The sequence below is a fragment of the Umezawaea tangerina genome (assembly GCF_003002815.1).
Taxonomy (GTDB): Bacteria; Actinomycetota; Actinomycetes; order Mycobacteriales; family Pseudonocardiaceae; genus Umezawaea; species Umezawaea tangerina.
The window spans coordinates 43,202-68,933 of record NZ_PVTF01000008.1; the positions used below are offsets into that span (position 1 = coordinate 43,202).

The 25,732-nt window shown below is 74.5% G+C and carries 27 protein-coding genes; 19 read left to right on the top strand and 8 right to left on the bottom strand.

The features are described from left to right. The first annotated feature begins 11 nt into the window (after positions 1-11). From CLV43_RS50120 to CLV43_RS25815, 8 genes are all read left to right on the top strand, one after another. Entirely contained in the window at positions 12-992 is a 981-nt protein-coding gene (locus CLV43_RS50120; protein ID WP_106189899.1) for a zinc-binding dehydrogenase, read from the top strand. Between the two features lie 85 nt (positions 993-1,077). After that, positions 1,078-1,284 (top strand): hypothetical protein, encoded by a 207-nt coding sequence (locus tag CLV43_RS25785; RefSeq protein ID WP_106189901.1) that lies wholly within the window; start codon positions 1,078-1,080, stop codon positions 1,282-1,284. Then, positions 1,284-2,543 (top strand): cupin domain-containing protein, encoded by a 1,260-nt coding sequence (locus CLV43_RS25790; protein WP_106189902.1) that lies wholly within the window; start codon positions 1,284-1,286, stop codon positions 2,541-2,543. The genes CLV43_RS25785 and CLV43_RS25790 overlap by 1 nt, the downstream gene beginning before the upstream one ends. Beyond that, positions 2,540-3,415 carry a ferredoxin family protein gene (locus tag CLV43_RS25795; RefSeq protein ID WP_106189904.1) on the top strand — a complete coding sequence of 292 codons (876 nt, stop codon included), beginning with the start codon at positions 2,540-2,542 and terminating at the stop codon, positions 3,413-3,415. The genes CLV43_RS25790 and CLV43_RS25795 overlap by 4 nt, the downstream gene beginning before the upstream one ends. Before the next feature lie 72 nt (positions 3,416-3,487). Beyond that, positions 3,488-3,847, top strand: coding sequence for a lycopene cyclase domain-containing protein (locus tag CLV43_RS25800; protein ID WP_106189905.1), 360 nt, complete (start codon positions 3,488-3,490; stop codon positions 3,845-3,847). Continuing rightward, positions 3,847-4,164 (top strand): lycopene cyclase domain-containing protein, encoded by a 318-nt coding sequence (locus tag CLV43_RS25805; protein ID WP_106189907.1) that lies wholly within the window; start codon positions 3,847-3,849, stop codon positions 4,162-4,164. Before CLV43_RS25800 ends, CLV43_RS25805 begins: the two co-directional genes overlap by 1 nt. After that, complete coding sequence (locus tag CLV43_RS25810) at positions 4,165-4,890, top strand: methyltransferase domain-containing protein (protein ID WP_106189909.1); 726 nt, start codon at positions 4,165-4,167, stop codon at positions 4,888-4,890. It begins immediately after the preceding gene. Further along, on the top strand, positions 4,887-6,455 hold the full coding sequence (locus CLV43_RS25815) for an FAD-dependent oxidoreductase (protein ID WP_106189910.1): 1,569 nt from the start codon (positions 4,887-4,889) through the stop codon (positions 6,453-6,455). The genes CLV43_RS25810 and CLV43_RS25815 overlap by 4 nt, the downstream gene beginning before the upstream one ends. Here CLV43_RS25815 and CLV43_RS25820 read toward each other — a convergent pair. Next, the gene (locus CLV43_RS25820) at positions 6,419-7,396 is read right to left on the bottom strand and encodes a DUF5914 domain-containing protein (RefSeq protein WP_106189912.1); all 978 of its coding nucleotides are present in this window, start codon (positions 7,394-7,396) and stop codon (positions 6,419-6,421) included. The two genes, CLV43_RS25815 and CLV43_RS25820, sit on opposite strands and share 37 nt — an antisense overlap. A gap of 23 nt (positions 7,397-7,419) precedes the next feature. Then, positions 7,420-8,352, bottom strand: coding sequence for a phytoene/squalene synthase family protein (locus CLV43_RS25825; protein WP_106189914.1), 933 nt, complete (start codon positions 8,350-8,352; stop codon positions 7,420-7,422). A 184-nt stretch (positions 8,353-8,536) separates the two neighbouring features. Here CLV43_RS25825 and CLV43_RS25830 point away from each other — a divergent pair, with 184 nt between their 5' ends. After that, positions 8,537-9,643 carry a polyprenyl synthetase family protein gene (locus CLV43_RS25830; protein ID WP_106190565.1) on the top strand — a complete coding sequence of 369 codons (1,107 nt, stop codon included), beginning with the start codon at positions 8,537-8,539 and terminating at the stop codon, positions 9,641-9,643. A 9-nt stretch (positions 9,644-9,652) separates the two neighbouring features. Then, a complete protein-coding gene (crtI, locus tag CLV43_RS25835; RefSeq protein WP_106189915.1) occupies positions 9,653-11,128 on the top strand; it encodes a phytoene desaturase family protein in 1,476 nt (491 codons plus the stop codon). 6 nt (positions 11,129-11,134) lie between these two features. Here the strand turns inward: crtI and CLV43_RS25840 are convergent, their stop codons facing one another. After that, positions 11,135-11,764, bottom strand: coding sequence for a GNAT family N-acetyltransferase (locus tag CLV43_RS25840; RefSeq protein WP_106189917.1), 630 nt, complete (start codon positions 11,762-11,764; stop codon positions 11,135-11,137). After that, positions 11,761-12,324: a mycothiol transferase gene (locus CLV43_RS25845; protein WP_106190567.1), complete on the bottom strand. Its 564-nt coding sequence runs from the start codon at positions 12,322-12,324 to the stop codon at positions 11,761-11,763. The genes CLV43_RS25840 and CLV43_RS25845 overlap by 4 nt, the downstream gene beginning before the upstream one ends. 56 nt (positions 12,325-12,380) lie before the next feature. On the opposite strand from CLV43_RS25845, the gene CLV43_RS25850 reads away from it, so the two are divergent. Together CLV43_RS25850 and CLV43_RS25855 are read left to right on the top strand one after the other, a co-directional pair. Further along, positions 12,381-13,346, top strand: coding sequence for a helix-turn-helix transcriptional regulator (locus tag CLV43_RS25850; protein ID WP_106189919.1), 966 nt, complete (start codon positions 12,381-12,383; stop codon positions 13,344-13,346). A 132-nt stretch (positions 13,347-13,478) separates the two neighbouring features. After that, complete coding sequence (locus tag CLV43_RS25855; RefSeq protein WP_106189920.1) at positions 13,479-15,068, top strand: phytoene desaturase family protein; 1,590 nt, start codon at positions 13,479-13,481, stop codon at positions 15,066-15,068. Here the strand turns inward: CLV43_RS25855 and CLV43_RS25860 are convergent. From CLV43_RS25860 to ligD, 3 genes are all read right to left on the bottom strand, one after another. Beyond that, positions 15,059-15,499 (bottom strand): SRPBCC family protein, encoded by a 441-nt coding sequence (locus tag CLV43_RS25860; protein ID WP_106189922.1) that lies wholly within the window; start codon positions 15,497-15,499, stop codon positions 15,059-15,061. The two genes, CLV43_RS25855 and CLV43_RS25860, sit on opposite strands and share 10 nt — an antisense overlap. A gap of 35 nt (positions 15,500-15,534) precedes the next feature. Continuing rightward, positions 15,535-15,894, bottom strand: a complete 360-nt coding sequence (locus tag CLV43_RS25865) for an STAS domain-containing protein (protein ID WP_170156012.1) — start codon at positions 15,892-15,894, stop codon at positions 15,535-15,537. 437 nt (positions 15,895-16,331) lie between these two features. Further along, complete coding sequence (gene ligD / locus CLV43_RS25870; protein WP_106189925.1) at positions 16,332-18,323, bottom strand: DNA ligase D; 1,992 nt, start codon at positions 18,321-18,323, stop codon at positions 16,332-16,334. A 188-nt stretch (positions 18,324-18,511) separates the two neighbouring features. On the opposite strand from ligD, the gene CLV43_RS25875 reads away from it, so the two are divergent. From CLV43_RS25875 to CLV43_RS25900, 6 genes are all read left to right on the top strand, one after another. Continuing rightward, positions 18,512-19,042, top strand: coding sequence for an Arc family DNA-binding protein (locus tag CLV43_RS25875; protein ID WP_106189926.1), 531 nt, complete (start codon positions 18,512-18,514; stop codon positions 19,040-19,042). Between the two features lie 54 nt (positions 19,043-19,096). Beyond that, positions 19,097-19,942 carry a DUF4097 family beta strand repeat-containing protein gene (locus tag CLV43_RS25880; protein WP_106189928.1) on the top strand — a complete coding sequence of 282 codons (846 nt, stop codon included), beginning with the start codon at positions 19,097-19,099 and terminating at the stop codon, positions 19,940-19,942. A 12-nt stretch (positions 19,943-19,954) separates the two neighbouring features. Next, complete coding sequence (locus CLV43_RS25885; RefSeq protein ID WP_106189930.1) at positions 19,955-20,908, top strand: ATP-binding cassette domain-containing protein; 954 nt, start codon at positions 19,955-19,957, stop codon at positions 20,906-20,908. Beyond that, complete coding sequence (locus tag CLV43_RS25890; protein ID WP_106189931.1) at positions 20,905-21,684, top strand: ABC transporter permease; 780 nt, start codon at positions 20,905-20,907, stop codon at positions 21,682-21,684. The genes CLV43_RS25885 and CLV43_RS25890 overlap by 4 nt, the downstream gene beginning before the upstream one ends. A 25-nt stretch (positions 21,685-21,709) precedes the next feature. After that, positions 21,710-22,897: a cytochrome P450 gene (locus CLV43_RS25895; RefSeq protein WP_106189933.1), complete on the top strand. Its 1,188-nt coding sequence runs from the start codon at positions 21,710-21,712 to the stop codon at positions 22,895-22,897. Between the two features lie 61 nt (positions 22,898-22,958). Beyond that, positions 22,959-23,813 (top strand): amidohydrolase family protein, encoded by an 855-nt coding sequence (locus CLV43_RS25900; RefSeq protein ID WP_106189934.1) that lies wholly within the window; start codon positions 22,959-22,961, stop codon positions 23,811-23,813. On the opposite strand, the gene CLV43_RS25905 is transcribed toward CLV43_RS25900, so the two are convergent. Continuing rightward, positions 23,799-24,758 (bottom strand): NAD(P)-dependent alcohol dehydrogenase, encoded by a 960-nt coding sequence (locus tag CLV43_RS25905; RefSeq protein ID WP_106189936.1) that lies wholly within the window; start codon positions 24,756-24,758, stop codon positions 23,799-23,801. The two genes, CLV43_RS25900 and CLV43_RS25905, sit on opposite strands and share 15 nt — an antisense overlap. 130 nt (positions 24,759-24,888) lie before the next feature. Between CLV43_RS25905 and CLV43_RS25910 the strand changes: the two genes are divergently transcribed. After that, positions 24,889-25,731, top strand: a complete 843-nt coding sequence (locus tag CLV43_RS25910; RefSeq protein WP_106189937.1) for a helix-turn-helix transcriptional regulator — start codon at positions 24,889-24,891, stop codon at positions 25,729-25,731. Position 25,732 lies beyond the last annotated feature (1 nt).

Genomic DNA, 25,732 nt, shown 5'->3' on the forward strand with positions numbered 1-25,732 from the left:
AGAGGGATCCCTTGAACGGCGACAGGATGACCGGGGTGGTCGTGCGCGCACCCGGCGGCCCGGACGTGCTCCAGGTCGAGGAGATGGCCGCGCCGACACCCGCGGCGGGCGGGGTCGTCGTCGAGGTGGAGGCCGCGGGAGTGGCCTTCGGCGACGTGCAGCTGCGGCAGGGGCGCTTGCCCGGCAAGCTCCCGGTCGTCCCCGGCTACGACGTGGTCGGCCGGGTCTCGGCGGTGGGACCGGGCGTGCGGGGGATCGCGGTCGGGCAGCGGGTGGCGGCGCTGACCGGCACCGGCGGTTACGCCACCCGCGCCGCGGCGCGGGCGGACCGGGTCGTGCCGGTGCCGGAGGGCCTGCCCGCGGCGTCGGTGGTGGCGCTGGTGCTCAACTACCTGACGGCGTGGCAGATGCTCCACCGGGCCGCCGCGGTCCGGCCGGGCGGCTCCGTCCTGGTGCTCGGCGCGGCGGGCGGGGTGGGATCCGCGCTCGTCGAGCTGGCGGCCAGGGACGGGATCCGCGTCTACGGCACCGCGTCGCCACGGCGCCACGCGGCGTTGACCGCCGCCGGGGTCACCGTCGTCGCCGACCAGACCGCCGTGCCCGAACCGGTCGACGCCGTGTTCGACTCCGTCGGCGGACCCTCGCTGGCCGTCAGCCGCCGGGCGGCCAAGCCGACCGGCGTGGTGGTCGGGTACGGCATGAGCTTCGCGATCGCCGCGGACCTGTCGAAGGCGGGCGGCCTCGTCCGAGCCGTGGCCGCGCTGGCGCGGGCCAAGCTCACCCCCGGCCCGAAGGTGGTCGACTACCTCGTCCTGTCGAGCGCCGACCGGGACCCCGCCGCGTTCCGCGCCGACCTCGCGCGGCTGCTCGACCTGCTCGCCGAAGGGGCCGTCAGCCCCGTCGTGACGACGATGCCGCTGGCGCGCGCGGCCGAGGCGCACCGCCTGCTGGAGGCGCGCCAGGTCGTCGGCAAGCTCGTGCTCGTTCCCTGACGTCCGTCCCACGGACGGGTATCGGCTGGTTTGAGGTTGTCGCACAAGGGCATCCAGGACCAACTTCGATCCACAGGAGACGGACATGGGCCTCAACGACGACGACATCACCGGCACGAGCGGCCCGGAAGGCCCCGCTGACGGCGGTGCTGACGGCGTGCCGAACGAGCACGACGGCGGCGCCGACGGCGGCGCGAGCCCGGACGAGCACGGTCCGGCCGACGGCGGTGCCGGTGCGGTGCCCAACGAGCACGACGGCGGCGCCGACGGCGGTGCGGGCGGCGGGCGTTGATGACCGCTCTTCCGACCGGGCGCAGCGCCTGCGGGTCTTCGGACCGGCAGGCGCTGCGCCGCTGCGTGGGGGTCGACCCGGAGGTGTTCGCGGCCGAGCACTGGGGTCGGACCCCGCTGTTCACCCCGGCCGCGGACCTGCCGAGGGCGTTCGACGACCTGCTCGACCTGGCCCAGGTCGACGAGCTGCTGTCCCGGCGCGGCCTGCGCACACCGTTCCTGCGGGTCGCCCGCGACGGCACCGTGCTCGGGTCGTCCCAGTTCACCCGCGGTGGCGGGGTCGGCGCGGAGATCGCCGACCAGGTCGCCGACGACCTGGTGGCGGCGCTGTTCGCGGAGGGCAGCACGCTGGTGCTCCAGGGCCTGCACCGGCTGTGGCCGCCGCTGATCGACCTCGCGGGCGAGCTGAACGCCGACCTCGGGCACCCGGTGCAGGTCAACGCCTACATCACGCCCCCGCAGTCGCAGGGCTTCTCGGCCCACTACGACGTCCACGACGTGTTCGTCCTCCAGGTGGCCGGGCACAAGCGGTGGCGCGTCCACGCGCCCGTGCACCCCGACCCGCTGCGCGACCAGCCGTGGGCCGACCACGCCGAGGCCGTCGCCGAGCAGGCCGGTCGTGAACCGCTGATCGACCGCGTGCTGGCACCGGGCGACGCGCTCTACCTGCCGCGCGGCTACCTGCACTCGGCGGTGGCGCAGGGCGAGATCAGCGCTCACCTCACCGTGGGCGTGCACGTCGTGACCCGCCACGCGCTGGTGGAAGCGCTGTTCGCGCTGGCAGGCCGGGACGTCGACCTGCGCACGTCGCTGCCCCTCGGGATCGACCCGGCCGACCCGGAGCAGCTCGCGCCGCACGTCGCGGACGTGGTCAAGCTCCTCGCCGGTGTGCTGGCCGACGCCGATCCCGCGGATGTCGCCGAACGGGTTCGCCGCCACGTGTGGGCGGGCAACCGGCCCACGCCGGTGGCGCCGCTGGCCCAGGCGACCGCCGCGCGCGAGGCGGACGAGGGCACCGCGGTGCGCTGGCGGCGGGGACTGCGCTTCCGGCTGGGCACGGCGGGTGAGCGGGTCGTGCTCGACCTGCCGCACGACCGCCTGACCCTGCCGGTGTCCACGGCCGCCGCGCTGGAGCGGCTGGCGACCGGCGACGTCGTCGTGCTCGGCGACCTGCCCGGCCTGCCGGTCGACGACCAGCGGGTGCTCGTGCGCAGGCTGCTCAAAGAAGGGGTCGTGGTCCCCGCCGGACCACCGTCGTGAACCGCGAGCGGTGCGCGGACGGGTGCGTCCGCCGTGACGACCCGCCCACCGCGACCGCGCCGCCGGTGGGCCGCTGGGTGCTGGTGGAGCTGCCCGGCCCGTGGGGACCCGACCCGCTGCGGCTGACCTCGGAAGGGGTGGCGGTCACGCCCTTCGCGGGCGCGGTCGGTGCCAGGGTGCTGTTCATCCGGCGGCCCGGCCGCACCGTACCGGGTCGCCGCAGGCGGTGGGCGTTCGCCGACTCGACGCCGGGGAGCGAGCGGATCTCGTGGGGGGAGTTCGACGACCCCGCCGAGCTGGCCGGCATCCGGCCGGGCGACGGCGTGGCCTCGGAGCGGCCGGTGTACCTGGTGTGCACGCACGGCAGGCACGACCTGTGCTGCGCGGTGCGCGGCCGTCCGGTCGCCGCCGCGCTGGCCGCGGCCCGGCCCGAGGACACCTGGGAGTGCTCGCACGTCGGCGGCGACCGGTTCGCCGCGAACCTCGTGGTCCTGCCGCACGGGCTCTACTACGGCAGGCTCGACGAGCGGAGTGCCGTCGAGGTCGCCGAGGCGCACGAGCGGGGTCTGGTGCTCGGCCCGGTGGCCCGCGGCCGGTCCTCGGTGCCCGCGCCCGTGCAGGCCGCCGAGCACTTCGCCCGCGGACACCTCGGCGAGGACCGGCTGGACCGGCTCCGCCTGGTGACCGTCGAGCAGGTCGAGCGGCACCGCTGGCGGGTGCGGTTCACCGGACCGGACGCGGTGGTCGAGGTGAAGGCCGGGTTCCACCGGGCCGACAGCCCGCTCACCTGCGCCGGGTCCACTCCCGGAACCGCGAGGGAGTTCGAGCTGGTCTCGGTGTCCGGCGGCGTCGGACCCGGCGCGGGCGGGTGAGCGGCGGGTCCGCTTGTCATGCGGACCGCCACCACCCGACCTACGGTGGGGCTGAGCCGCGGAGGTCGGGTGATGGACGGTCGTTGGGAGTACGTGCTCCTGCTGCTCGGATGTCTTGCTGTGACAGCACCCCTGGAGCTGCGGGGTGACGGTGTGTACCGGAGACCGGCCGCGCTCGCGCGGGCGATCCTCCCGGTGGTGCTGCTGTTCACCGCGTGGGACGTCGTGGCGATCGCCAGGCGGCACTGGGACTACAACCCGGCGTTCGTGACCGGGATCCGGCTGCCGGGCGCGCTGCCGGTCGAGGAGTTGCTGTTCTTCGTCGTGGTGCCGCTCTGCGCCGTGCTCACCTACGAGGCCGTGCTCGCCTTGCGGCCCAAGGGGATCAGGCTCGACGGGGCGGTGCCGGACCTGGCCGCGCGCCGCGGCTGATGGGCCGGGAGTACCTGGTGGCGGCGTTGGCGGCCGCCGTGCTGACCGTCCTCTTCGAACTCCTGGTCCTGCGCACGGGCCTGTTCCGCCGCACCGCCTACTGGGTCACGATGGCGATCGTCTTCGCGTTCCAGGTGCTGGTCGACGGGTGGCTGACCAAGCTGAGCGCGCCGGTCGTGCGCTACGCGGACTGGGCGATCAGCGGTGTGCGGGTGCCGTGGGACATCCCCGTGGAGGACTTCCTCTTCGGGTTCGCGATGGTCACGCTGACGCTGCTGCTGTGGGAGCGGGCGCGTGGGCGGAAGGCGGAGGTCTGAGTGCGGTCCACGACCACGGCGGAGGTGCCCGGCGCGTTCGACGCCGCCGCGCCGGCCTACGACTTCCTGGTGGGCATGAACCCCGGCTACCACGAGGCCCTGCGCCGTTCGGCGAGCGGACTGCGGCTCTCCGGCGGCGGCAAGGGCCTGCGGCTGCTCGACCTCGGCTGCGGCACGGGCGCGTCCACGGCCGCGCTGCTCGCCGTGGCGCCGGAGGCCGAGATCGTCGGCGTGGACGCGTCCGAGGGCATGCTGGCCCGCGCCCGCCGCAAGCACTGGCCGGACACGGTGTCCTTCGTGCACGCCAGGGCCGAGGACCTGCTCGCGGTAGGGGTGCGCGGGCCGTTCGACGGCGTGTTCGCGGCCTACCTGGTCCGCAACCTGCCCGAGCCGGACCCGGTGCTGGAGGTCGTGCGGGACCTGCTCAGGCCGGGCGCGCCGTTCGTGGTCCACGAGTACTCCGTGCGCGACTCGTTGCCGCGCACGGTGATCTGGACCGCGGTGTGCTGGGCGGTGGTCATCCCCAGCGGCGCCGTCGCCACCCGCACACCGGGCATCTTCACCTACCTGTGGCGCAGCGCGCTGGCCTTCGACGGCGCGGGCGCGCTGCGCGACCGGCTGCGCCGCACCGGGTTCACCGGCGTCCGCAGCGACACGGTGTCGGGCTGGCAGCGCGGCGTCGTGCACACCTTCGTAGCCCACGCACCCAGGGGAGAGCACGGATGACCGCCCGCGACCGCAAGGCCGTCCGCACCCCCGGACCGGTGGGGCGCACCTCGTTCGAGCACGACGAACCCGTGGTCGCGGTGGTGGGCGGCGGGATCGCCGGACTGTCCGCCGCGACGATCCTGGCCGAACGCGGCGCGCGGGTCGTGCTGTGCGAGCGCGAGGACTACCTGGGCGGCCGGGTCGGCGGGTGGGCCACCGAGCTGGCCGACGGCAGCACCGCCACGATGACCCGCGGCTTCCACGCGTTCTTCCGGCAGTACTACAACCTGCGCTCGCTGCTGGCTCGCGTAGACCCGGACGGCACCGCGCTGGTCGGGCTGCCCGACTACCCGCTCTGGCACGCGGGCGGCCACCGCGAGGGCTTCGCCGGGCTGCCGCGCGCCGTGCCGTGGAACGCGGCGGCGTTCCTGCGGCGCAGCCCCACCTTCGCGTGGCGCGACCTGCCGTCGGTGAACACCCGCGCCGCGCTGCCGCTGCTCGACGTGTCGGTGCCCCGCACCTACGACGAGCTCGACGGCCTGGACGCCGCGACCTACCTCGGGCACGTGCGCTTCCCGCGCGCGGCGCACGCGCTGGCGTTCGAGGTGTTCTCCCGCAGCTTCTTCGCCCACCCGAGCCGGATGTCCGCCGCCGAGCTGGCGACCATGTTCCACATCTACTTCCTGGGCTCGGCCGAGGGGCTGCTGTTCGACGTGGCCGCGGACCCGTTCCCGCACGCGCTGTGGAACCCGCTGGCCCGCTACCTGGACTCGCTCGGCGCCTCGGTGCGCACCGGGACCCCGGTGGAGGGCGTCGACACCGGCGGCGGGAGGCGGTTCACCGTCCGGCTGCCGGGGGAGTCGGTCGAGGCCGACGCGGTCGTGCTGGCCGCCGACGTGCACGGCCTGCGCCGGGTCGTCGACGCCTCGCCGGGACTGGGCACGTCCGGGTGGCGGGCGGGGATCTCCCGCCTGGAGACGACGCCGCCGTTCCTGGTGTCCCGCTACTGGCTCGACCGCCCGGTGCGCGCGGACCGGGCGGGGTTCCTCGGCACGACCGGGTACGACCTGCTGGACAACGTGTCCGTGCTTGACCACTACGAGCACGAGGCCCGTGCCTGGGCGGCGCGCACCGGTGGTTCCGTGGTGGAGCTGCACGGCTACGCGCTGCCGGACGACCTGGACGAGGCCTCGGCCCGCGCCCGGCTGCTGGAGCAGCTCCACGTCGTGTACCCGGAGACCAAGGCCGCCGGGATCGTGGACGAGCGGCACGAGCTGCGCGCGGACTGCCCGCTGTTCCCGCCGGGCGGGTTCGCCGACCGCCCGACCGTCGGCACGCCCGACGACTTCCTGGTCCTGGCGGGCGATCTCGTGCGGATCGACCTGCCGGTCGCGCTGATGGAACGCGCCGCGACGACCGGTTTCGCCGCGGCCAACCACCTGCTCTCCCGGTGGGGCGTGGCCGGGACTCCACTGTGGACGGTGCCGACCTCCGGTCGCGGACCGCTGCTGCGCGCGGCGGCGCGCCGCTGGGGCCGCAACCCCGGTCAGCCGGGCAGCCGACCGGTGGCGCGCAACGCGTAGCGGCGCTCGGCGTAGGCCATGTCGTCGCGCCACAACCGCTTCGCGGCCCACCGCATCACCGGCCGCAGGGCGGGCGCGGTCGACCTGGCCACGGCGAACCCTGGCCGCGGCGAGTGCGCGATCGTCGCCTCGACGACCGCCGTGCGCGCGACCCCGTCGGGGCCGGGGGACAGCGGAGTGGCGTGGGTCTCCACGACGCTGCCGGTGCCCTCGCCCTCGACGATGTGCATCACGATCGTGCGCGGCTCGGGGCAGGTGAACGCGGCCACCACCGGCACGCCGACCCGCCCGGCCAGCCGGAAGGTGACCTCCACCAGGAACTTGTCGTCGCGCTCGGTCGGCGTCTCCAGCACGCTCAGGTTCGCGAACGAGTACGGGTGGAACCACGCGCCGTGCCACGGGTCGAGCCGGTTGGCGACCACGTCCTCCGGCTCGCACCGGCCGACGACGGTCGCGACGGCGTCGACCGAGCCCGCGGGCGGGCGGACCGGCAGCACGGGTTCCGGCAGCGGTTCCTCGCCGCCCACCTCGTCCAGCCGCACCCACGCCAGCACGCCGTCGTCGTGCGCCGGGTAGGGGCTCCAGCCGCCGAACCGCTTGCCGTCCAACGCCAGGCCGTGCCACCGGCACACGACCTTGCCCTGGTGCACCGCGCCGTCGCACAGCGGCGCGCCCAGGTGCGGGCACGCGCCCGGCCCGGCCAGCAGCTCACCACCGGCTCCGCGCCACGCGACGACCTCGCGGCCCGCGACGGTCAGCCCGAACGGCTTCCCCGTGACGACGTCGCGGCTGGCGCCGAGCACGAACCAGTTCCCGGACGGCCGGGCCAGCGCGCGCTTGAGCGCCGACGCGATGAGCGCGGGCTTGGCGTCGCGCCAGGTCGGTTCCTGCTCCGGCCACGGTCGACTGCCGAACACGCGCAACGGGATGCGGACGGGCATGCGGTCACTCCTCGGGGTGGTGCTCAGGCCGAGCGGACCAGCACGGACCTGGCCAGCGCGGGGAGGGCGATGGCCAGCCTGCGGCCGCCGGACACGACCACCCGGCCGGACAGCACGTCGTGGTCGGCTTCCTCGATCAGGTCCAGGATCCGGCCGTACAGGCGGAAAGCGGTGCCCACGCACGGCCTGGACCGCGGCGCGAGCATGGCGATGCCGGGCTCGGCGTCGCGGTACACCGCGCGGGCCCTGGCGACCTGGTGGGCGAGCGCGCGGCGGATCCGCTGGTCCGTGCGCCCGGTCCGGCGGGCGTGCTCCAGCATCGGCCGGTCGACGCCGAAGGCCGCCAGCTCGTCGGCGGGCAGGTAGACCCGGCCGCGGTCGAGGTCCTCGCCCACGTCGCGCAGGAAGTTGGTCAGCTGGAAGGCGACGCCCAGCGCCGCCGCGGCGGGTTCGGCCTCCGCGCGCGGCACGCTGGTGCCCAGCACCGGCAGCACCTGGAGGCCGATCACGGCGGCCGACCCGTGCACGTACCGGGCGAGGTCGGCGTAGGTCGGGTACTCCGCCACGGTGAGGTCCATCCGCATGGACGCCAGGAAGTCGACGAAGTGCCGGTGGTCGATGTCGTAGCGGCCCGCGGTGTCCACGACCGCCGCGATGACCGGGTCGTCGCTGCGCCCCGCGGCCAGCCCGGCGAGCAGGCTCCCCTCCACAGTGGACAGCTGCGCCGCGCGCTCGGCCGGGGTCCGGCCGTCGTGCACCTCGTCCACGATGTCGTCGGCCCACCGGGCGAACCCGTACAGCGCGTGGACGGCGGGCCGCTGCTCGCGCCGCAGCAGCCTGGTGGCGAGGAAGTAGGTGCGCCCGTGCTCGGCGTTGAGCGCGCGGCAGCGCGCGTACGCCCGCCGCAGCACGGGATCCGTGATGGCGGCGGCGTCGAGCTCCCGGTCTACGGACATGGCGCTGGGGATCCTTCCGCGGGGGATGTGGCCCCACGCTAAGGCGGCGGGTGCCGGTCCGCACGACGGGCGGCTCGTCATGCGGACCCGGCCGGGCGCTGCTTAGCTCAGCACGACACCCCACGGACCCGCGCGCGCCACCGCTGGTCCGGTCGCCACCGTCCGTCCACCCCAGGAGGCGATGATGTCGCTGGCTCCCAGTGCTCGCGCGGACGGCCCGCTCGCGCTGGCCGACGTGGGCGCCTTCCGCGGGCTGCCCGCGGCGCTCGCGGCCTTCTTCGACACCAGGCCGCACGCCGACCTCGCGCCGGAGCTGGTCGACGAGCTGTCCCGGCTGGTGCTCGGCGGCGGCAAGCGCGTCCGGCCGACGTTCGCCTGGTGGGGCTGGCGCGCCGCGGGCGGCACCCCCGACGGGCCCGAGGCCGAGACCACCGTGCGCGCGCTGGTGGCGTTGGAGCTGCTGCAGGGCTGCGCGGTCGTGCACGACGACGTGATGGACCGCTCCACCACCCGCCGGGGCAGGCCCGCGGCGCACGTCCGCTTCGCGGCCCACCACCAGCGGGCGCGGTGGGCGGGCGACGGGCGGCTCTACGGCGACTCCGCCGCGATCCTGGTGGGTGACCTCGCCCTCGCCTGGGCCGACGACGCACTGGTCACGGCCGGCCTGGACGGCGCCTCGCTGGCACGGGCGTGGGTCCCGTGGCAGGCCATGCGCACCGAGATGATGGCCGGGCAGCACCTCGACCTGCTGGCCTGCGCCCGGCGCGAGGAGTCGCTGGAGCGGACGCTGCGGGTGGCGCGGTTCAAGACCGCCGCCTACACCGTGGAACGCCCGCTGCACCTCGGCGCCGCCCTCGCCGGTGCCCCGGCTGACCTCGTCGACGCGCTGCGCGAGTTCGGCCGCGACATCGGGGTGGCCTTCCAGCTGCGCGACGACCTGCTCGGCGTGTTCGGCGACTCCTCGACCACCGGCAAACCGGTCGGCGACGACCTGCGCGAGGGCAAGCGCACCCCGCTCATGGCCGTCGCGATCGGGCTCGCCCGCGCGGCGGGCCGCACCGACGCCGTGCGGCTGCTGCACTCGTGCCTGGACGGTCCGCAGGTCACCGACCAGGTGGTCGCCGACGTCCGCGAGCTGCTGCACGACCTCGGCGCGGTGGGGGCGGTCGAGGAGCAGATCGCGGTCCTCACCGCCAGCGCCCTGCACGCACTCGACCGCGCGCGGATGACCGGACAGGCCAGGGCCGCGCTGCGGCACCTCGCCACCGTCGTCACCGCGCGCCGAAGCTAGGAGCCCCCCGTGGTCCACGTCGTCGAAGGCCGCACCGACTCGGTCGTGGTGGTGGGTGCCGGGCTCGCCGGGCTGTCGGCCGCCCTGCACCTGCGCGGCGACGGGCACGAGGTGACCGTCGTGGACAAGGGCGAGGAGCCCGGCGGTCTGGCCGGGCGGCTCGACCTGGCCGGGCACCACCTCGACACCGGCCCCACCGTCCTGACCATGCCGGAGCTCCTGGACGAGGCACTGGGCGCGGTCGGCGAGACCCTCGCCGACCGGCTGGAGCTCCTGCCGCTGCACCCGGCCTACCGGGCCGCCTTCGCCGACGGCAGCGCGCTGGACGTGCACACCGACCAGGCCGCGATGGAGCAGGCGGTCGCCGAGTTCGCCGGGGGAGCCGAGGCCGACGGCTATCGGCGGCTGCGCGCCTGGCTCACCAACCTCTACCAGGTGCAGCGCGACCGGTTCATCGGCGCGAACTTCGACAGCCCGCTCGACCTCGCGGGCCGCGACCTGGTCGCCCTCGCCGCCATGGGCGGTTTCGGCCGCCTGGACACCGCGGTCGGCCGGTACCTGCGCGACCCCAGGCTGCGCCGGGTGTTCACGTTCCAGTCGCTCTACGCCGGGGTCGCGCCCGGCGACGCGCTGGCCGCCTACGCCGTCATCGCCTACATGGACACCGTGGCCGGGGTCTGGTTCCCGCGCGGCGGCATGCACGCCGTCCCCACGGCGCTGGCCGCCGCGGCCGAGGACGCGGGCGTCCGGTTCGTCCGCGGCGCCGAGGTGGTCGCCCTCGAACGCTCCGGCGACCGCGTGAGCGCCGTGCGCACCGACACCGACCGGTTCCCCTGCGACGCCGTCGTGCTGGCCACGGGTCCCGCGCAGAGCACCCGGCTGCTGCGCGGCGGCCCGCGCCGACCGGTCGCCCTGCGCTGGTCGCCGTCGGCGGTGGTGGTGCACCTGAGCGCGGACCGCGTCACCGACGAGGTCGCGCACCACACGATCTCGTTCGGCGGGGCGTGGGAGACCACGTTCGACGAGATCATCGGCCAGGGCAGGCTGATGAGCGACCCGTCGCTGCTGCTGACCACGCCGACGCTCACCGACCCCGACCTGGCACCGGCGGGCAAGCACACCCAGTTCCTGCTCGCCCCGTGCCCCAACCTCGACGCCGCCGCGATCGACTGGGACGCCGTCGGACCCCGCTACGCCGACGAGATCGTCGAGGAGGTGGTGCGCCGCAAGCTGGTCGGCTCCACCGCCGACGTGACCAGGCTGGCACTGGTCACCCCGGACGACTGGGCGCGGGCGGGGCAGGCGGCGGGCACCCCGTTCTCCGCCGCCCACACGTTCGCCCAGACCGGCCCGTTCCGACCTCGCAACCTGCCGTTCCGGCACGGCAACGTCGTGCTGGCGGGCAGCGGCACCACACCGGGGGTCGGCATCCCGCCGGTGCTCATCTCCGGTCGCCTGGCCGCCCAGCGGCTGCGCAGGGCCTGACGCCGCTCACCCGTCGAACTCGACCCGCATGACCACCCGCCGCACGGTCGGGCGGGTGACCGCGCTGAACCCGGCCTCCTCGAAGACCTGGACGGCACCCACGTGCAGCTCGCCCCAGGTGATCTCCTTGCCGGGCTGGGTGGTCATCGCGTAGGCCTCCAGCGCCCGTGCGCCGCGGTCGCGGGCGAAGTCGACCGCGGCACGGGCGAGCGGGTAGGTGAGGCCGCGCCCCCGGTAGCCCTTGCGGACCACGAAGCAGGTCACCGCCCAGACGCCGTCGTCGTCCTTGTCCTCGGTCCGGCCCTTCCACGGGACGCGCGAGGTGCGCAGCTTCGGGTAGGCCGTCCTCGGCTCGACCGCGACCCAGCCGACCGGCTCGCCGTCGAGGTAGGCGACCAGTCCGCTGGTGGACTCGGCGTCCGGCTCGCCGCAGCCGGTCTGCTCCCACAGCATCCCGGTCCGCTGCTCCTGGGTGGAGTCGCGCGGCATCCAGCCGATGACCTTGAACCGCTGGCACCGGCAGCGGCCCGAGTAGTCGGCGGTGCCGAACACCGCCGTCAGGTCCTCCTGCGACGACTCGTTGGCGGGCACGATCCTCAGCCGCTCCAAGGGGACCGGTGTGCGCGCGGACGTCATCGCGCCTGCGGCGGGTCGTTGCCCACGAGGCCGTCGAACGCCTCGCGCAGCAGGTCCGCGTGGCCGGTGTGGCGCAGGTACTCCTCGACGAGGTCGACCAGCACGCGGCGCAGGTTGGGGTGCTCCCCGGACGGGGTGGTGAACAGCGACGGCCGGTCCAGCCCGCCGTCGGCGAGCGCGGCGCCCCACGCGGCGCGGGACCGCTCCACCGAACGGCTCCAGAGGGCGTACAGCTCCTCGGGGGAGTCCTCGGCCGCCGACTCCCAGTCCCACTCGGGTCGCGCGGCGAGGTCGACCGCGTCCCACGGCGGTCCGAGGGGCTCACCGGTGATGGCGAGGGCGACGAACTTGTCCTCCAGCAGCGCCATGTGCTTGAGCAGGCCGCCGATGGTCATCGTCGACGGCGGGTGCCGCCGGTCGAGGCCCGCCGCGTCGAGCCCGCCGCACTTCCAGGCGAACTGGCCGCGCACCCGTTCCAGCGCGAACATCATCATCTCGGTCTCGCCCGCCGTCGGTGACGGCTCGTGGATCGTGGTGTCCACCAAGGGGGTCTTGGTCATGACGGGCACGGTAACCTCCATTCCGGACGTTCCACTTCCGGATTGCCGGGGTCGACATGAGAAGCGACACGAGCCCCACCGCACGCGCGCTGCTCGCCCTCGAGATCCTCCAGGGCGCGCCCGGCATCACCGCGGACCGGCTCGCCGACAAGCTCGGCGTCACGGAGCGGGCGGCCCGGCGCTACGTCGGCATCCTCCGCGAGGCGGGCATCCCGGTCGAGGCCGTCCGCGGGCCGCACGGCGGCTACCGCCTCGGTCGCGGCCTGCGGCTGCCGCCGCTGACGTTCAGCGCGGACGAGGCGCTGGGGCTGGTGATGGCCGTGCTCGACGGCCACCACGACGCGGGCGACCCGACCGACCCGGTGGGCAACGCGCTGGGCAAGCTCGTCCGGGCGCTGCCCGAGCCGGTGGCGGCCCAGGCGGAGGCCGTCCGCCGCACGACGGCGCCCGCGCCCGACCGCGCCGCCGCCCGACCGGACCCGCACACCGCGAGCACCCTCGTGCGGGCCTGCTCCGACCGCAGGAGGGTGTCGGTCGGCTACCGCTCCGAGGCCGGGTCGGAGTGGACGGTCGAGGCCGACCCGTGGGCGGTCGTCGTCCGGCACGGCCGGTGGTACCTGCTGTGCCGGTCGGTGGCCAAGGACGCCGTGCGCGCCTACCGGATCGACCGCGTGCGGGCGGTGGACGTCCTCGACGACACCTTCGAGCCACCCGCCGACCTCGACCCGGTCGACATGCTCGAGGAGCACCTGGGCAGCGGGTGGGACTACGACGTCGAAGTCCTGGTCGACGCCCCCGTCGCCGCGCTGGAGCGCTGCCTGCCGCGCACCCTGGGCAGGCTCACGGCCGTCGACGCCGGGACGACCCGGCTGGTCGGCAGCACCAGCAACCCGCGGTGGTACGCCGAGCAGTTGGCAGCGGTCCCGGCGTCCTACCGGATCGTCCGCGGCGCCGAGGTCCGGCGCAGCGCGCGCCTGGTGGCGCAGCGCCTGCTGGCGGCCGCGCAGGACCCACCCGCCTGACCCGGCGCGCCCGCGCGTCATGCTGGGGGAAACGGGTACTCCACCGGTCGTGACGGTGGTACCCACCGGAACGAGGGTCGGACGGCTCCGCCTCGGCACGCCCACTCACCAGAGCCGAGGTCGGGAGGCGCAGTGAACGACGAGGTCGACGCGGTCGTGGTGGGATCGGGGCCCAACGGGCTGGTCGCCGCCAACGTGCTCGCCGACGCGGGCTGGGACGTCCTGGTCCTGGAGGCCGCGGACACGCCGGGTGGGGCCGTGCGGACCGCGGAGATCACCGCGCCGGGCTTCCGCAACGACCTGTTCAGCGCGTTCTACCCGCTCGGCGTCGCCTCGCCCGCGCTGGGCGCGCTCGACCTGGAGGAGCACGGCCTGCGCTGGTCGCACGCCCCGGAAGTGCTCGCCCACGTCTTCCCCGACGACCGGTCCGCGCTGCTGTCGCGCGACCCCGAGCGGACCGCGAAGTCGGTCGGCACGTTCGCGGCGGGCGACGCCGACGCGTGGCTGGCGGAGTTCGAGACGTGGCGGCGGGTCCGCGACGACGTGCTGGGCTCGCTGCTCGGGCCGTTCCCGCCGGTCCGCTCCGGCGCGCGCCTGCTGCGCGAGCTGGGGGCCGCCGACGGGCTGCGGTTCGCGCGGATGGCGGTGCAGCCGGTGCGGCGGTTCGGCGACGAGCGGTTCCGCGGCGACGGGGCGAAGATCCTGCTGGCGGGCAACGCGCTGCACACCGACCTCGGCCCGGACCAGGCGGGCGGCGCCGTGTTCGGCTGGCTGCTCGCGATGCTGGGCCAGGAGGTCGGCTTCCCGGTGCCGCGAGGGGGCGCGGGGGAGCTGGTCGCCGCGCTCGTGCGCAGGCTGGAGTCCCGCGGCGGTCGGGTGGAGTGCGGCCGACCCGTGCGCGAGGTGGTCGTGGCGGGCGGTCGGGCGCTGGGTGTGCGCGACGCGCAGGGCGGCCTGGTCCGGGCCCGCCGCGCGGTGCTGGCCGACGTGCCCGCGCCCGCGCTGTACCTGGACCTGGTCGGCGAGGAGCACCTGCCGTCCCGGCTGGTCGACGACCTGGCCGCCTTCGAGTGGGACGACGCCACGATCAAGGTCGACTGGGCGCTGTCCGGGCCGATCCCGTGGACTTCGGAGGACGCCCGGCGGGCGGGCACCGTGCACCTGGGCGCCGACCTGAACGGGCTGGCGGGCTTCGCCAACGACCTCGCGTGCGACCGGGTCCCGCGCACGCCGTTCCTGCTGCTGGGCCAGATGACCACGGCCGACCCGACCCGTTCGCCCGAGGGCACCGAGTCGGTGTGGGCCTACACGCACGTGCCGCGCGGCGAGGTGTGGTCGCAGGACCGGCTGCGGCGGCGGGCCGACCGGGTCGAGCAGGTGCTGGAGAGGCACGCGCCGGGCTTCCGGGACCTGGTCCTCGCCCGCGTCGTGAGCGGGCCGGCTGAGCTGCAGGAGCGCAACTCCAGCGTGGTCGGCGGCGCCATCAACGCGGGCACGTCGGGCATCCACCAGCAGCTGGTGTTCCGGCCGACGCCGGGGCTGTCCCGCGCGGACACACCGGTGGACCGGCTGTACCTGGCGGGCGCCTCGGCGCATCCGGGCGGCGGTGTGCACGGGGCGTGCGGCGCGAACGCCGCCCGCGCCGCGCTGGCCCGCGAGGGCCACGCCGGTGGTGCCTACCGCGCGGTGGTCGGGGCGGCCCTGCGGGCCGTCTACCGGTGATCGCCGCGCACGACGACGTCGGAGAGGCGGAGCAGGGTCTCCCTGTTGCGCGGTTGCAGCACCAGGGCCTGCACCGCCTCCGGCACCAGCGCGCCGGGGCCCTCGACGGCCTTCTCCGCCATGCTGACCCTGGTGCCGTCCGCGGTCGCGGTCAGCTCGAACCGCACCAGGGCGGTGCCGAACGGCCACGCCTTGGCGTGCAGCTCCAGCGAGTCGCCCGGCACCACGGACCGGACCACGGTCTGGTCCTTGAGCTGCAACGGCCAGGTGCCGACGCTGTGGTGGATGCGGGCACCGACCGCGGGCCAGCCCTTGTCGACGGCGCGGATGTGCGTGGCGCCCACGACCCACCCGGCGTAGGTCCAGCCGTCGGCGAGCACGGCGAACACCTCGGCGGGCGGACGGGGGATGTCGAGCTCGACGGTCGTCATACCCGCAGGTACCCGCGGTCGACCGGGAGGAACCCTCAGGGGCGTGGACGCCCACCGGGGTCGGGCGGGACCGCTTCGGCGACCGAGGCCGCCAGCGTCACGTGGTCGGTGATCCCGGCCAGCGCCATCAGCCGGACCACCTGGCGCGAACCGACCACGCGGACGTCGACGCCGCGGCGCACGACGGTCAGGAACGAGGCCAGGCCCACCGAGTCGCAGAACGACACCGAGGTCAGGTCGAGGACGACCACCCCGGATCCGGTGTCGATCCGTTCGAGGTGCCAGTCAAGCTCCGGCGCCGTGTCGGCGTCGAGGTCTCCCGTGACCGTCACCAGAACGGCCGCAGGGGTGTGCGTCACTTCTACGAAGAATTCGTCCTCCGATTGCACCACCACGGGCGGCTCTCCTTCTCGTCGTCTTCGCGGCCAACGGCACTCCGGGTCGAGGTGGGGAACAGTGCAGGTCAGCACAGCGGGCGTTCCATCCGCCGGGCTCGACATCGGTTGCTGATTAACGCCTTGTGGGCATTAGTCCGTGTTTTCGCGACATCGTTCATCACGCCTGAAATATCGCTGCCGACGCAGTGGTTCGTTACAATGTTTTATAGGTGCAGAAAATGGGTAACCATTTCTGGTGAGATGCACCGCGTTGGTGGGAAAACGTGCTGACTAGGCGTTTTCCGGCTGTTCTCGGGTAATGGCACCGAGTGGGAAAGGGCCCGTTCATTGGTCGAGCGCCGTGACCCGTGGGCCCGGCGCTCATCCTCTCCATCGGCGGTGAGGGCCCGGACCTGAAGGCCCGCGCCCCACGTGTACCTGAACGGAGCAACGGGTCACGGTTCGGGCAGGTCGGCGGCGGTGTCCGCCAGCGGCGCGAACAGGTCGCCCGTCCGCGCGACGCGCTCCAGGACGTCCCCGGCGGTGAAGCGCAGGTCTTCCGCGCGCAGGCAGGCGCGGACCTCGTCCCAACCGACCGGGGTCGACGCGGTGGGCTCGTCGCGGCCGCGCAGCGAGTACGGGGCGACGGTGGTCTTGGCCGGGTTGTTCTGGCTCCAGTCGACCAGCACCTTCCCCGGTCGCAGCGCCTTGGTCATCCTGGCCGTCACGAGGTCCGGCGTCTCGCGCGCCAGGCGTTCGGCCAGCGCCTTGGCGTACGCCGAGGTCCGCTCGGCCCGCGCGACCCGCACGGCGGCGTAGAGCTGCATGCCCTTGGACCCGCTGGTCTTCGCGACCGGGGCGAGGCCGTCGGCGACCAGCAGGTCGCGCAGCCGCTCGGCCACCCTGGCGCACTCCACGACCGTCGTGCCGGGTCCGGGGTCGAGGTCGAACACCAGCCGGTCGGGGAGCCCTCGGGTGCCGTCGGGACCGATGGTCCACTGCGGCACGTGCAGTTCCAGCGACGCCAGGTTGGCCGCCCAGACCAGTGCGGGCAGGTCGTCGATCAGCGGGTGGTCGACCGACTCGCCGCGGCCGCGCGAGCCGGTGCTCGGCAGCCGGGCGCTGCGCAGCCACGCCGGGGCGCCCGCGGGGACGTTCTTCTGGAAGAACCGCTGCCCGCCGACCCCGTTGGGGAAGCGGATGAACGTCACCGGCCTGCCCGCGAGGTGGGGGAGCAGCACCGGGGCGATCCGGCTGTAGTAGTCGATGACCTCGGCCTTGGTGAACCCGTCCTCCGGGTACATCACCTTGTCCAGGTTCGACAGCGCGAGCCGCCGGTCGCCGACCCGCACGGCGACCCGCGTCGGCGCCGGGGCCGGCGGGCGTTCCGGCACGGCGGGTCGACTCGCCCGCGGGGCGAGCACCTCCGACTCGTCGCGGTCCTCGCGCAGCCCGCGCCAGCTGGTGTGCCGCAGCCGTCCGGCGCCCTTGGTGAACTGCCGGAACCGGACCTCGCCGACGAGCGCGGGCTCGACCCACCGCGCGCCCGTGACGTCCTCGCGCGGCGGCGCGGCCGCGAACGGGTGGGTCCGGCGCTCCATCGCGGACAGCCGGTCGCGCAGCTCGTCGCGGTCGCGGTGGGTGAAGCCGGTGCCGACGTCGCCCAGGTACACCAGGTCGCCGGTGTCCGGGTCGTGCCCGCCGAGCAGGAGCCCGCCCAGCGTGCCGCCGAAGCTCTGCTTGCCGGGCCGCCAGCCGCAGACGACGACCTCCCGCGTCTGGACCAGCGGGTGCTTGAGCCAGTAGCCCGGCCGCTCGCCGGGCAGGTACGGCGAGGACCGCAGCTTCGCGATCAGGCCCTCGTGGCCCTCGGCGGTGAGCCGGTCGAGCAGGGTGGCCGGGGTCAGCCGGTCGGCGGCCAGCTCGTCGAACGTGACCGCCGGGACCACGGACACCAGGTGCGGGTCGGGCATCGGGAGCCGGGCGAGCAGCGCGCGCCGCCGGTCGTAGGACTCGCGCAGCAGCGGGGTGTCGCCGAGCCGGAGCAGGTCGAACGCGAGGAAGCGCACCGGCACGTCGTCGAAGACCTCGTCGCGCACGGCCGAGCCGCTGTGCTTGCGGTAGCGCCCGCGCCGTTCCTGCATCAGCCCGAAGTCGACCTGCCCGGCGTCGTTGTAGACGACGATCTCGCCGTCGATCAGCGCGGACTCGCCGTCGAGCACGCCGACGAGGGTGGGGAACTCGGCGGTGAAGTCGATCCCGTTGCGGCTGGTGAGCGTGGTCGTGCCGTCCGGGGCGACCCGCATCAGCGCGCGGTAGCCGTCCAGCTTGTACTCGTAGGCCCACTCCGGGCCGCTGCGCAGCCGCCCGCCGTCCGGCTTGGCGAGCATCGGTGGGACCCAGCCGGGCACGGCGGCGGATCCGCCACCACCGGACATCCGCTCCATGTCCGACCTCCGATGCCCACGACGTACCAGTCTGCCCGTCGAGCCCGTCCGACCGTAACCCGTTCGGCCTAGTCGTGCTCGGCGTATTCCGTGGTCACGGGTGGTTCGCATCGCCGGACGGCGCCAATGGCGCCAAAGTGGCGCCACGATGGCTTGCGCTGGCGCCACCCATGCGTCATAGTTGTGCCATGGACCTGACCACGTACATCGACAACCTCGGCCGCGAGCTCGCGCTGCTCGCCGAGACCGGCGGCGAGGAGGCCCGTGCGCTGGTCGAGCGCCTCAGCGGGTCGCTGGAGTCGGCGATCCGGCTCACGCTGCTGGAGACGCTGTCCGCCGCCGCCGACGAGATCACCCTCGACCTGGCGCCGGGCTCCGTGGAGCTGCGGCTGCGCGGCCGCGACCCGGACTTCGTCGTCACGCTCCCGCCGTCCGACCGGCCCGCCGACGCCGCGGGCGCCCGTGAGGACGCGCCGGTGGCACGGGTGGAGGAGGCCCCGGCGGTGGGTGCCGACGACGGCGCCACCGCCCGGATCAACTTCCGGCTCCCCGAGCAGCTCAAGGCCTCGATCGAGGAGGCCGCCGCCAAGGAGGGCCGCTCGGTCAACGCGTGGCTCGGCCGGGTCGCGTCGGCGGCGCTGCGGCAGCCGGGCAGGCCCCCGGCCGCCGAGCCGAACGGCAAGCGCGGCAACAACCGCTACACCGGTTGGGTGCAGTAGCCCAACCCCTTCACCAGCCGAAACGCACATCCGACACCACCACAGGGGACAGCCATGCCCATTTTCGACACTCCTCAGCCCGTCGACGTCACGGTCGAGATCCCCAGCGGGGACGTGCGGGTCACCGCGGGGGACCGGCTCGACACCCTCGTCGAGGTCCGCCCGAGCGACGCGGGGGACGCGAGCGACGTGCAGGCCGCCGAGCAGACCCGCGTCGAGTTCCAGGACGGCAAGCTGCTGGTCAAGACGCCGCGGCAGCGCGGGATCCCGAACCCCCGCAGGAGCCGCTCGGTCGACGTCCTGATCGAGCTGCCCACCGGGTCGCGGGTGCACGGCCAGACCGGGATGGGCGACCTCCGGCTGACCGGGCGGCTCGGCGAGTGCAGGCTCAAGTCCGGCACCGGGAACATCGAGGTCGACCGGACCGGACCGCTGCACCTGCACACGTCCACCGGCAACGTCTCCGTGGACGCGGTCGACGGAGACGCCGAGATCTCCACCGCGTCCGGGACGCTGCGCGTCGGCGGGGTCGACGGCGGCGCGGTCGTCAAGAACTCCAACGGCCCCACCACGATCGGCAGGGTCGCGGGCGACCTGCGGGTGCGGGCGTCCAACGGCGACATCTCCGTGGCCGAGGCCGCGGGCGGGGTGGACGCCAAGAGCGCCAACGGTTCCCTGCGGGTCGGCGAGGTGGCGCGCGGCTCGGTCGTGCTCAAGACCTCCATGGGCGACATCGAGGTCGGCATCGCCGAGGACACGGCGGCCTGGCTCGACGTGCACACCTCCAGCGGCCGCGTGCGCAACTCGCTCGACCAGTCCGAGGCCCGACCCGACCGGGCCGGGACCGTCGAGGTGCGCGCGCAGACCTCGTTCGGCGACATCACGATCCACCGTTCCTGAAAGGGGAGTCCCGTGCACACCACGCCATCGGCGATCACCACCACCGGACTGCGCAAGTCCTACGGGGACAAGGTCGTCCTCGACGGCATCGACCTCGACGTCCGGCAGGGCACGATCTTCGCCCTGCTCGGCCCGAACGGGGCGGGCAAGACGACCACCGTGCAGATCCTGTCCACCTTGATCAAGGCGGACGGCGGCAAGGTCTCGGTCGGGGGCCACGACCCCGAGCGCGCCCCCGACTCCGTCCGCGCCGCGATCGGCGTCACCGGCCAGTTCTCGGCCGTCGACAACCTGCTGACCGCCGAGGAGAACCTGGTCCTCATGGCGGACCTGCACCACCTGGGCAAGGTCGAGGGCCGCCGCCGGGCCGCCGCGCTGCTGGAGCGGTTCGACCTCGTCGAGTCGGCGAAGAACCTGGCCTCGACGTTCTCCGGCGGCATGCGGCGGCGGCTCGACCTCGCCATGGGCATGGTGGGCGCCCCGCGCATCGTGTTCCTCGACGAGCCGACCACCGGACTCGACCCGCGCAGCCGCCGCGACATGTGGCGGATGATCCGCGAGCTCGTGGCGGGCGGCGTCACGATCTTCCTCACCACCCAGTACCTGGACGAGGCCGACGAGCTGGCCGACCGGATCGCCGTGCTGGACCACGGGAAGCTGGTCGCCGAGGGCACCGCGGAGGAGCTCAAGCGGCTCGTCCCCGGCGGCCACGTCAGCCTCCGCTTCGCCGACCCGGCCGCGCTCGACTCCGCCGTCCGGGCGTTCGGCGACGTGCCGCGCGACGACGACGCGCTGGTGCTGCGGGTGCCCAGCGACGGCGGCGTGGCCTCCCTGCGCGGTCTGCTCGCCCGGCTCGACGCCAACGCCATCGAGGTCTCCGAGCTGACCGTGCACACCCCCGACCTCGACGACGTCTTCCTCGCCCTGACCGGAAAGCCCCAGCACGAAAGGCAACCAGCGCCATGAGCACGCACGCCGTCGCCGACTCCGCCACCATGCTCCGGCGGCAGCTCCGGCACATGAAGCGCTACCCGTCCCTGACGTTCATGCTCGCCGGGATGCCCGTCGTCTTCCTGCTCCTGTTCGCCTTCGTCCTCGGCGGAGCGCTGGGAGCGGGGATCGGCGGCCCGACCGGCGGCCGCGCCGAGTACATCGACTACCTCGTGCCCGGTGTCCTCCTGATGACCGTGGCCTCCGCCGCGCAGGGGACGGCGATCTCGGTCGCGATGGACATGACCGAGGGCATCGTCAACCGGTTCCGCACCATGGCCATCTCCCGCGCGTCGGTGCTGACCGGGCACGTGCTGGGCAGCCTGGTGCAGACGATGATCAGCATGGCGATCGTCCTCGCCGTGGCGCTGCTGATCGGCTTCCGCCCCGACGCCACCCCGGTCGAGTGGCTGGCCGTCATCGGTGTCCTGGCCCTGCTCACGTTCGCGCTCGTCTGGCTGTCGGTCGCGCTCGGCCTGGTGTCCGAGAGCGTCGAGACGGCCAGCAACCTGCCGATGCCGCTGGTCCTGCTGCCCTTCCTGGGCAGCGGTTTCGTGCCCACCGACTCGATGCCCGCCGGCCTGCGGTGGTTCGCCGAGTACCAGCCCTTCACACCCGTCATCGAGACGCTCCGCGGCCTGCTGCTCGGCACGCCCATCGGCGGCAGCGGCTACCTCGCGGTCGGCTGGTGCGTCGTGATCGCGCTGGGCGGCTACCTCTGGGCCAAGAAGCTCTACGCCCGCACCCGTTGACCGGACTCCTTGGGGGAGAAGAAAGATGAACCCGTCCGACCACCCCGTGACCATGCCCACCGCCCGCCCCGCGGGCTGCCCGTTCGACCCGCCCGTCGAGCTGGCAGGCCTGCGCGCCGAACAGCCGCTGCGACCGCTGCGCTACCCCGACGGCCACCTCGGCTGGCTGGCCACCGGCCACGCCGTCATCCGCGCGCTCCTCGCCGACCCGCGCTTCAGCTCGCGCAGTGAGCTCCAGCACTTCCCGCTGGCCCGCGAGGGCTACGACGGCCCCGTCCCGGCCTCGCCGCCGGGCATGTTCATCAACGCCGACGCCCCCGAGCACACCCGCTACCGCGGGCTGCTGACCGGGAAGTTCACCGTCCGCCGGATGCGGATGCTCACCGCCCGCGTGGAGGAGGTCACCACCGAGCACCTGGACGCCATGCGGCGGCAGGGCCCCGTGGTGGACCTGGTGAAGTCGTTCGCCCAGCCGATCCCCGCGCTGGTGATCTGCGAGCTGCTCGGCGCCCCCTACGCCGACCGCGACTTCTTCCTGGAGCACACGGCGTCGTTCAACGACCACGAGGCCACCGCGGAACAGCAGGCGGCGTCGGTGGAGGCGTTCTCCGGCTTCCTGCACGACCTGGTGCTGGCCAAGCGCGCGGCGCCCACCGACGACCTGCTCAGCGACCTGACCGGCACCGACCTGACCGACGAGGAACTGACCAACATCGCGTTCCTGCTGCTCGGCGCCGGTCTGGACACGACCGCCAACATGATCGCGCTGGGCACGTTCGCGCTGCTGACCCACCCCGCCCAGATCCCCGCCCTGCGCGAGGACCCGGACCGCGCCGTCGAGGAGCTGCTGCGCTACCTCAGCATCGCCCACACCGGCGTGCGCACGGCACTGGCCGACGTCGAGCTGGCCGGGCAGCTGATCAAGGCGGGCGACTCGGTGACCATCTCGGTCGAGGCGGGCAACCGCGACCCCGCGCGGTTCCCCGACCCCGACGTGCTCGACCTCGGCAGGCACGCCACCGGCCACCTGGCCTTCGGCCACGGCGTCCACCAGTGCCTCGGCCAGCAGCTGGCCCGCGTGGAGATGCGGGTGGCCATGCCCGCCCTGTTCGCCCGCTTCCCCGCGCTCCGGCTCGCCGTGCCCGCCGAGGAGGTGCCGATGCGCGAGGACGTCGACATCCTCGGCCTGCACCGGCTCCCGGTCACCTGGTGACGCTGCGGCACGTGCCGCCCGCGGCTAGCGTGGACCGCAGTCTGCCCAGGAGGTCCGCACCGTGCTCGACGGGATGCCGCTGGTCGACGCGCACGTGCACGTGCCGAGGCTCGGGACGCTGAAGCGGGCCTGGCTCGACTGGGCTCGGGACTTCGGGGCCGACGGCGTCCTGGCGGACGTCTGGGACGCCGACGGCACACCCCGCCCCGCCCGGCTGGCGGAGCTGTTCGCGGAGCAGGGCGTCGACGTCGCGCTCCTGTTCTGCGAGTACAGCCCGAAGGCGACCGGCACGCAGGCGTTCGAGGACCTGCTGCCGATCGTCGAGCACGACCCCACCAGGTTCCGCCCGGTGGCCAGCGTCAACCCGCACCTGCACTTCCCGATCGCGGCCGAGGTGCGGCGGCAGATCGGCCTCGGCGCCGCCGCGCTCAAGCTCCACCCGGTGCACGGCGGCTTCCGCTGCGACTCCGCCGCCCTCTACCCCGCCTACCAGGTCCTGGAGGAGGCCGGCGTGCCGTTGGTCGTCCACTGCGGAACGAGCTCGTTCCCCGGTTCCTCCAACGAGCACGCCGACCCCGCCTTCCTGATCCCGGTCGTCCGCGACTTCCCCGGCCTGGACGTCGTCCTGGCCCACGGCGGCCGCGGCTGGTGGTACGACGCGGCCGCGTTCCTGGCCCTGTCCAACGACACCGTCTGGATCGAGCTGTCCGGTCTGCCGCCCAAGCGACTGCCCGAGTACTACCGCAACTTCGACCTCGCCAGGCTCGCCGGGCGCTGGATCTTCGGCACCGACTGGCCGGGCGTGCCCGGCACCGCCCGCAACGCCCGCGCCGTCGCCGCGCTGGTCCCGGACGCGGCGGCCGACGTCCTCGGCGGCAACGCCAGGCGCGTCTACCGGGGTCTACCCCCGCTCTGACCCCACGGCGACCACCTGCTTGCCCACCACGCCGCCGCGCTCGAAAGCCCGGTGCGCCGAGCTGATCCCGTCGAGCGGGAACACGCCGTCCACGACCGGGCGCAGGGACCCGGACGCGACGTACCCGGCCAGGTCGTCCAGCACCGCGGTGTCCGGGTTGGCGCTGAACGCCCTGATCCGCCGCGGACCGTGCACGACGGACGCGGCGATCTCCACCAGCCCGCCGGGGGACAGGCCGACGGTGACCATCCGGCCACCGGGCGCCAGCCGCCTGCGGAAGCGGCCCAGGTCGGCGCCGACCGTGTCGACCACCGCGTCGAACGGCCCGATCCCCTCCGCCGCGGCGGTTCCGTAGTCGAGGACCACGTCGGCCCCCAGTCCACGCAGGACGTCGGCGTGCCGGTCGCGGGCCAGCGCGGTGACGTGCGCGCCCAGCGCGTGCGCCAGCTGCACCGCGGCCGAGCCCACCCCGCCCGCCGCGCCGCGCACGAGCACCCGTTCGCCGACCGCCACCCGCACGGCGTCCCGCAGCGCGATCAGCGCCGTGACCCCGCCGACGACCAGGGCCGCGGCCTCCACCGACGTCAGGCTCGACGGCACGTGACCGAGGCGGGTCGCGGGCACCACCACGTACTCGGCCGCCCCACCCACGACGTGCCGCTCGCGCGGGTGCACCGTCCCCCACACCCGGTCGCCCTCGGCGACACCGCGGACGCCGGCACCGGTCGCCACGACGACACCGGCGAAGTCCAGCCCGACCCCGATCGGGAACCGCCGCCCCGACACGATCTTCAGCCCTCCCGCCCGGACGATCGTGTCGTGCCCGTTCACGCTGCTCGCCCCGACCGACACCAGGACCTCGCCCGCGGCGGGGGCCGGGCGGTCGACCTCGTTGACGCGCAGCACGTCCGGGGTGCCGAAGCCGGTGATCTGAGCGGCCTTCATGGTGGTGCTCCTCCGTGGTCGGATGTGGTGCCACCGATCCTGGGACCCGGCGCGGGCGCGACCGTCGGCCGACTTTTCCTGGGACAACCGGACCCACCCTGCGCCGCCGGGGCGTCGGCATACTGGGCCGGTGACCGACGACGCCCGGCGCGAGCTCGCCGAGTTCCTGCGCGCCCGCCGAACCCGGCTGCTCCCTCGTGACGTCGGCCTGGAACCCGGCCCGCGCCGCCGAGTCGCGGGTCTGCGCCGCGAGGAGCTGGCCTTGTTGGCCGGGGTGAGCGCGGACTACTACCAGCGCATGGAGCAGGGCCGTGACGTGCGCCCGTCAGACCAGGTCCTCGACGCGCTGGCCCGCGCGCTGAACTTCTCCGCCGAGGAGGCCCGGCACCTGCACAGCCTCGCCGCCGCCGCGCGCACGTCCGCCAGGGCGCCGCGCGTCCACGAGCCGGAGGAGGTGCCCGCCACGACGTTGCGGCTGCTGCGCACGACGACCTCACCCGCGCTGGTCGTGGGGCGCTTCCTGGACGTGCTGGCCTGGAACCCGGTGGCGGGCGCGCTGCTCAGCGGCTTCACCGACCTGCTGGACAACGGGCTGAACCTGCTGGCGCTGCTGCTGCACCCGGAAGCCGACCACGCCTGCCCGAACCGGGCGGCCACCGTCGCCGAGCTGACCGCGATGCTGCGCGTCCAGGTCGCCGCCGAGCCGGGACACCCGAGGGCCGCGGAGCTGGTCGGCGAGCTGGCGGTGCGCAGCGACGAGTTCGCGACCCTGTGGGCCCGCCACGACGTGGAGGGCACGACCCGCGGCCGGATGCGGGTCGACCACCCGCTGGTCGGCGAGCTGGAGCTGGACTGGGACGCCTACCCGATGCCCGGCGCCCCCGGCCCGTTCCTCATCGTCTACACCGCCCCGCCGGGCAGCCCGGACGAGGAGCGCCTCCAGCTGCTCACCGGCCTGCTGGACCGGCCCTGAC

Excerpts from the sequence above, each read along its gene's own strand:
- CLV43_RS25785 (WP_106189901.1), top strand. The coding sequence starts at position 1,078 with ATGGGCCTCAACGACGACGACATCACCGGCACGAGCGGCCCGGAAGGC.
- CLV43_RS25790 (WP_106189902.1), top strand. The coding sequence starts at position 1,284 with ATGACCGCTCTTCCGACCGGGCGCAGCGCCTGCGGGTCTTCGGACCGG.
- CLV43_RS25800 (WP_106189905.1), top strand. The coding sequence starts at position 3,488 with ATGGACGGTCGTTGGGAGTACGTGCTCCTGCTGCTCGGATGTCTTGCT.
- CLV43_RS25805 (WP_106189907.1), top strand. The coding sequence starts at position 3,847 with ATGGGCCGGGAGTACCTGGTGGCGGCGTTGGCGGCCGCCGTGCTGACC.
- CLV43_RS25815 (WP_106189910.1), top strand. The coding sequence starts at position 4,887 with ATGACCGCCCGCGACCGCAAGGCCGTCCGCACCCCCGGACCGGTGGGG.
- CLV43_RS25820 (WP_106189912.1), bottom strand. The coding sequence starts at position 7,396 with ATGCCCGTCCGCATCCCGTTGCGCGTGTTCGGCAGTCGACCGTGGCCG.
- CLV43_RS25825 (WP_106189914.1), bottom strand. The coding sequence starts at position 8,352 with ATGTCCGTAGACCGGGAGCTCGACGCCGCCGCCATCACGGATCCCGTG.
- CLV43_RS25830 (WP_106190565.1), top strand. The coding sequence starts at position 8,537 with ATGTCGCTGGCTCCCAGTGCTCGCGCGGACGGCCCGCTCGCGCTGGCC.
- CLV43_RS25840 (WP_106189917.1), bottom strand. The coding sequence starts at position 11,764 with ATGACGTCCGCGCGCACACCGGTCCCCTTGGAGCGGCTGAGGATCGTG.
- CLV43_RS25845 (WP_106190567.1), bottom strand. The coding sequence starts at position 12,324 with ATGACCAAGACCCCCTTGGTGGACACCACGATCCACGAGCCGTCACCG.
- CLV43_RS25850 (WP_106189919.1), top strand. The coding sequence starts at position 12,381 with ATGAGAAGCGACACGAGCCCCACCGCACGCGCGCTGCTCGCCCTCGAG.
- CLV43_RS25860 (WP_106189922.1), bottom strand. The coding sequence starts at position 15,499 with ATGACGACCGTCGAGCTCGACATCCCCCGTCCGCCCGCCGAGGTGTTC.
- ligD (WP_106189925.1), bottom strand. The coding sequence starts at position 18,323 with ATGGAGCGGATGTCCGGTGGTGGCGGATCCGCCGCCGTGCCCGGCTGG.
- CLV43_RS25875 (WP_106189926.1), top strand. The coding sequence starts at position 18,512 with ATGGACCTGACCACGTACATCGACAACCTCGGCCGCGAGCTCGCGCTG.
- CLV43_RS25880 (WP_106189928.1), top strand. The coding sequence starts at position 19,097 with ATGCCCATTTTCGACACTCCTCAGCCCGTCGACGTCACGGTCGAGATC.
- CLV43_RS25890 (WP_106189931.1), top strand. The coding sequence starts at position 20,905 with ATGAGCACGCACGCCGTCGCCGACTCCGCCACCATGCTCCGGCGGCAG.
- CLV43_RS25895 (WP_106189933.1), top strand. The coding sequence starts at position 21,710 with ATGAACCCGTCCGACCACCCCGTGACCATGCCCACCGCCCGCCCCGCG.
- CLV43_RS25905 (WP_106189936.1), bottom strand. The coding sequence starts at position 24,758 with ATGAAGGCCGCTCAGATCACCGGCTTCGGCACCCCGGACGTGCTGCGC.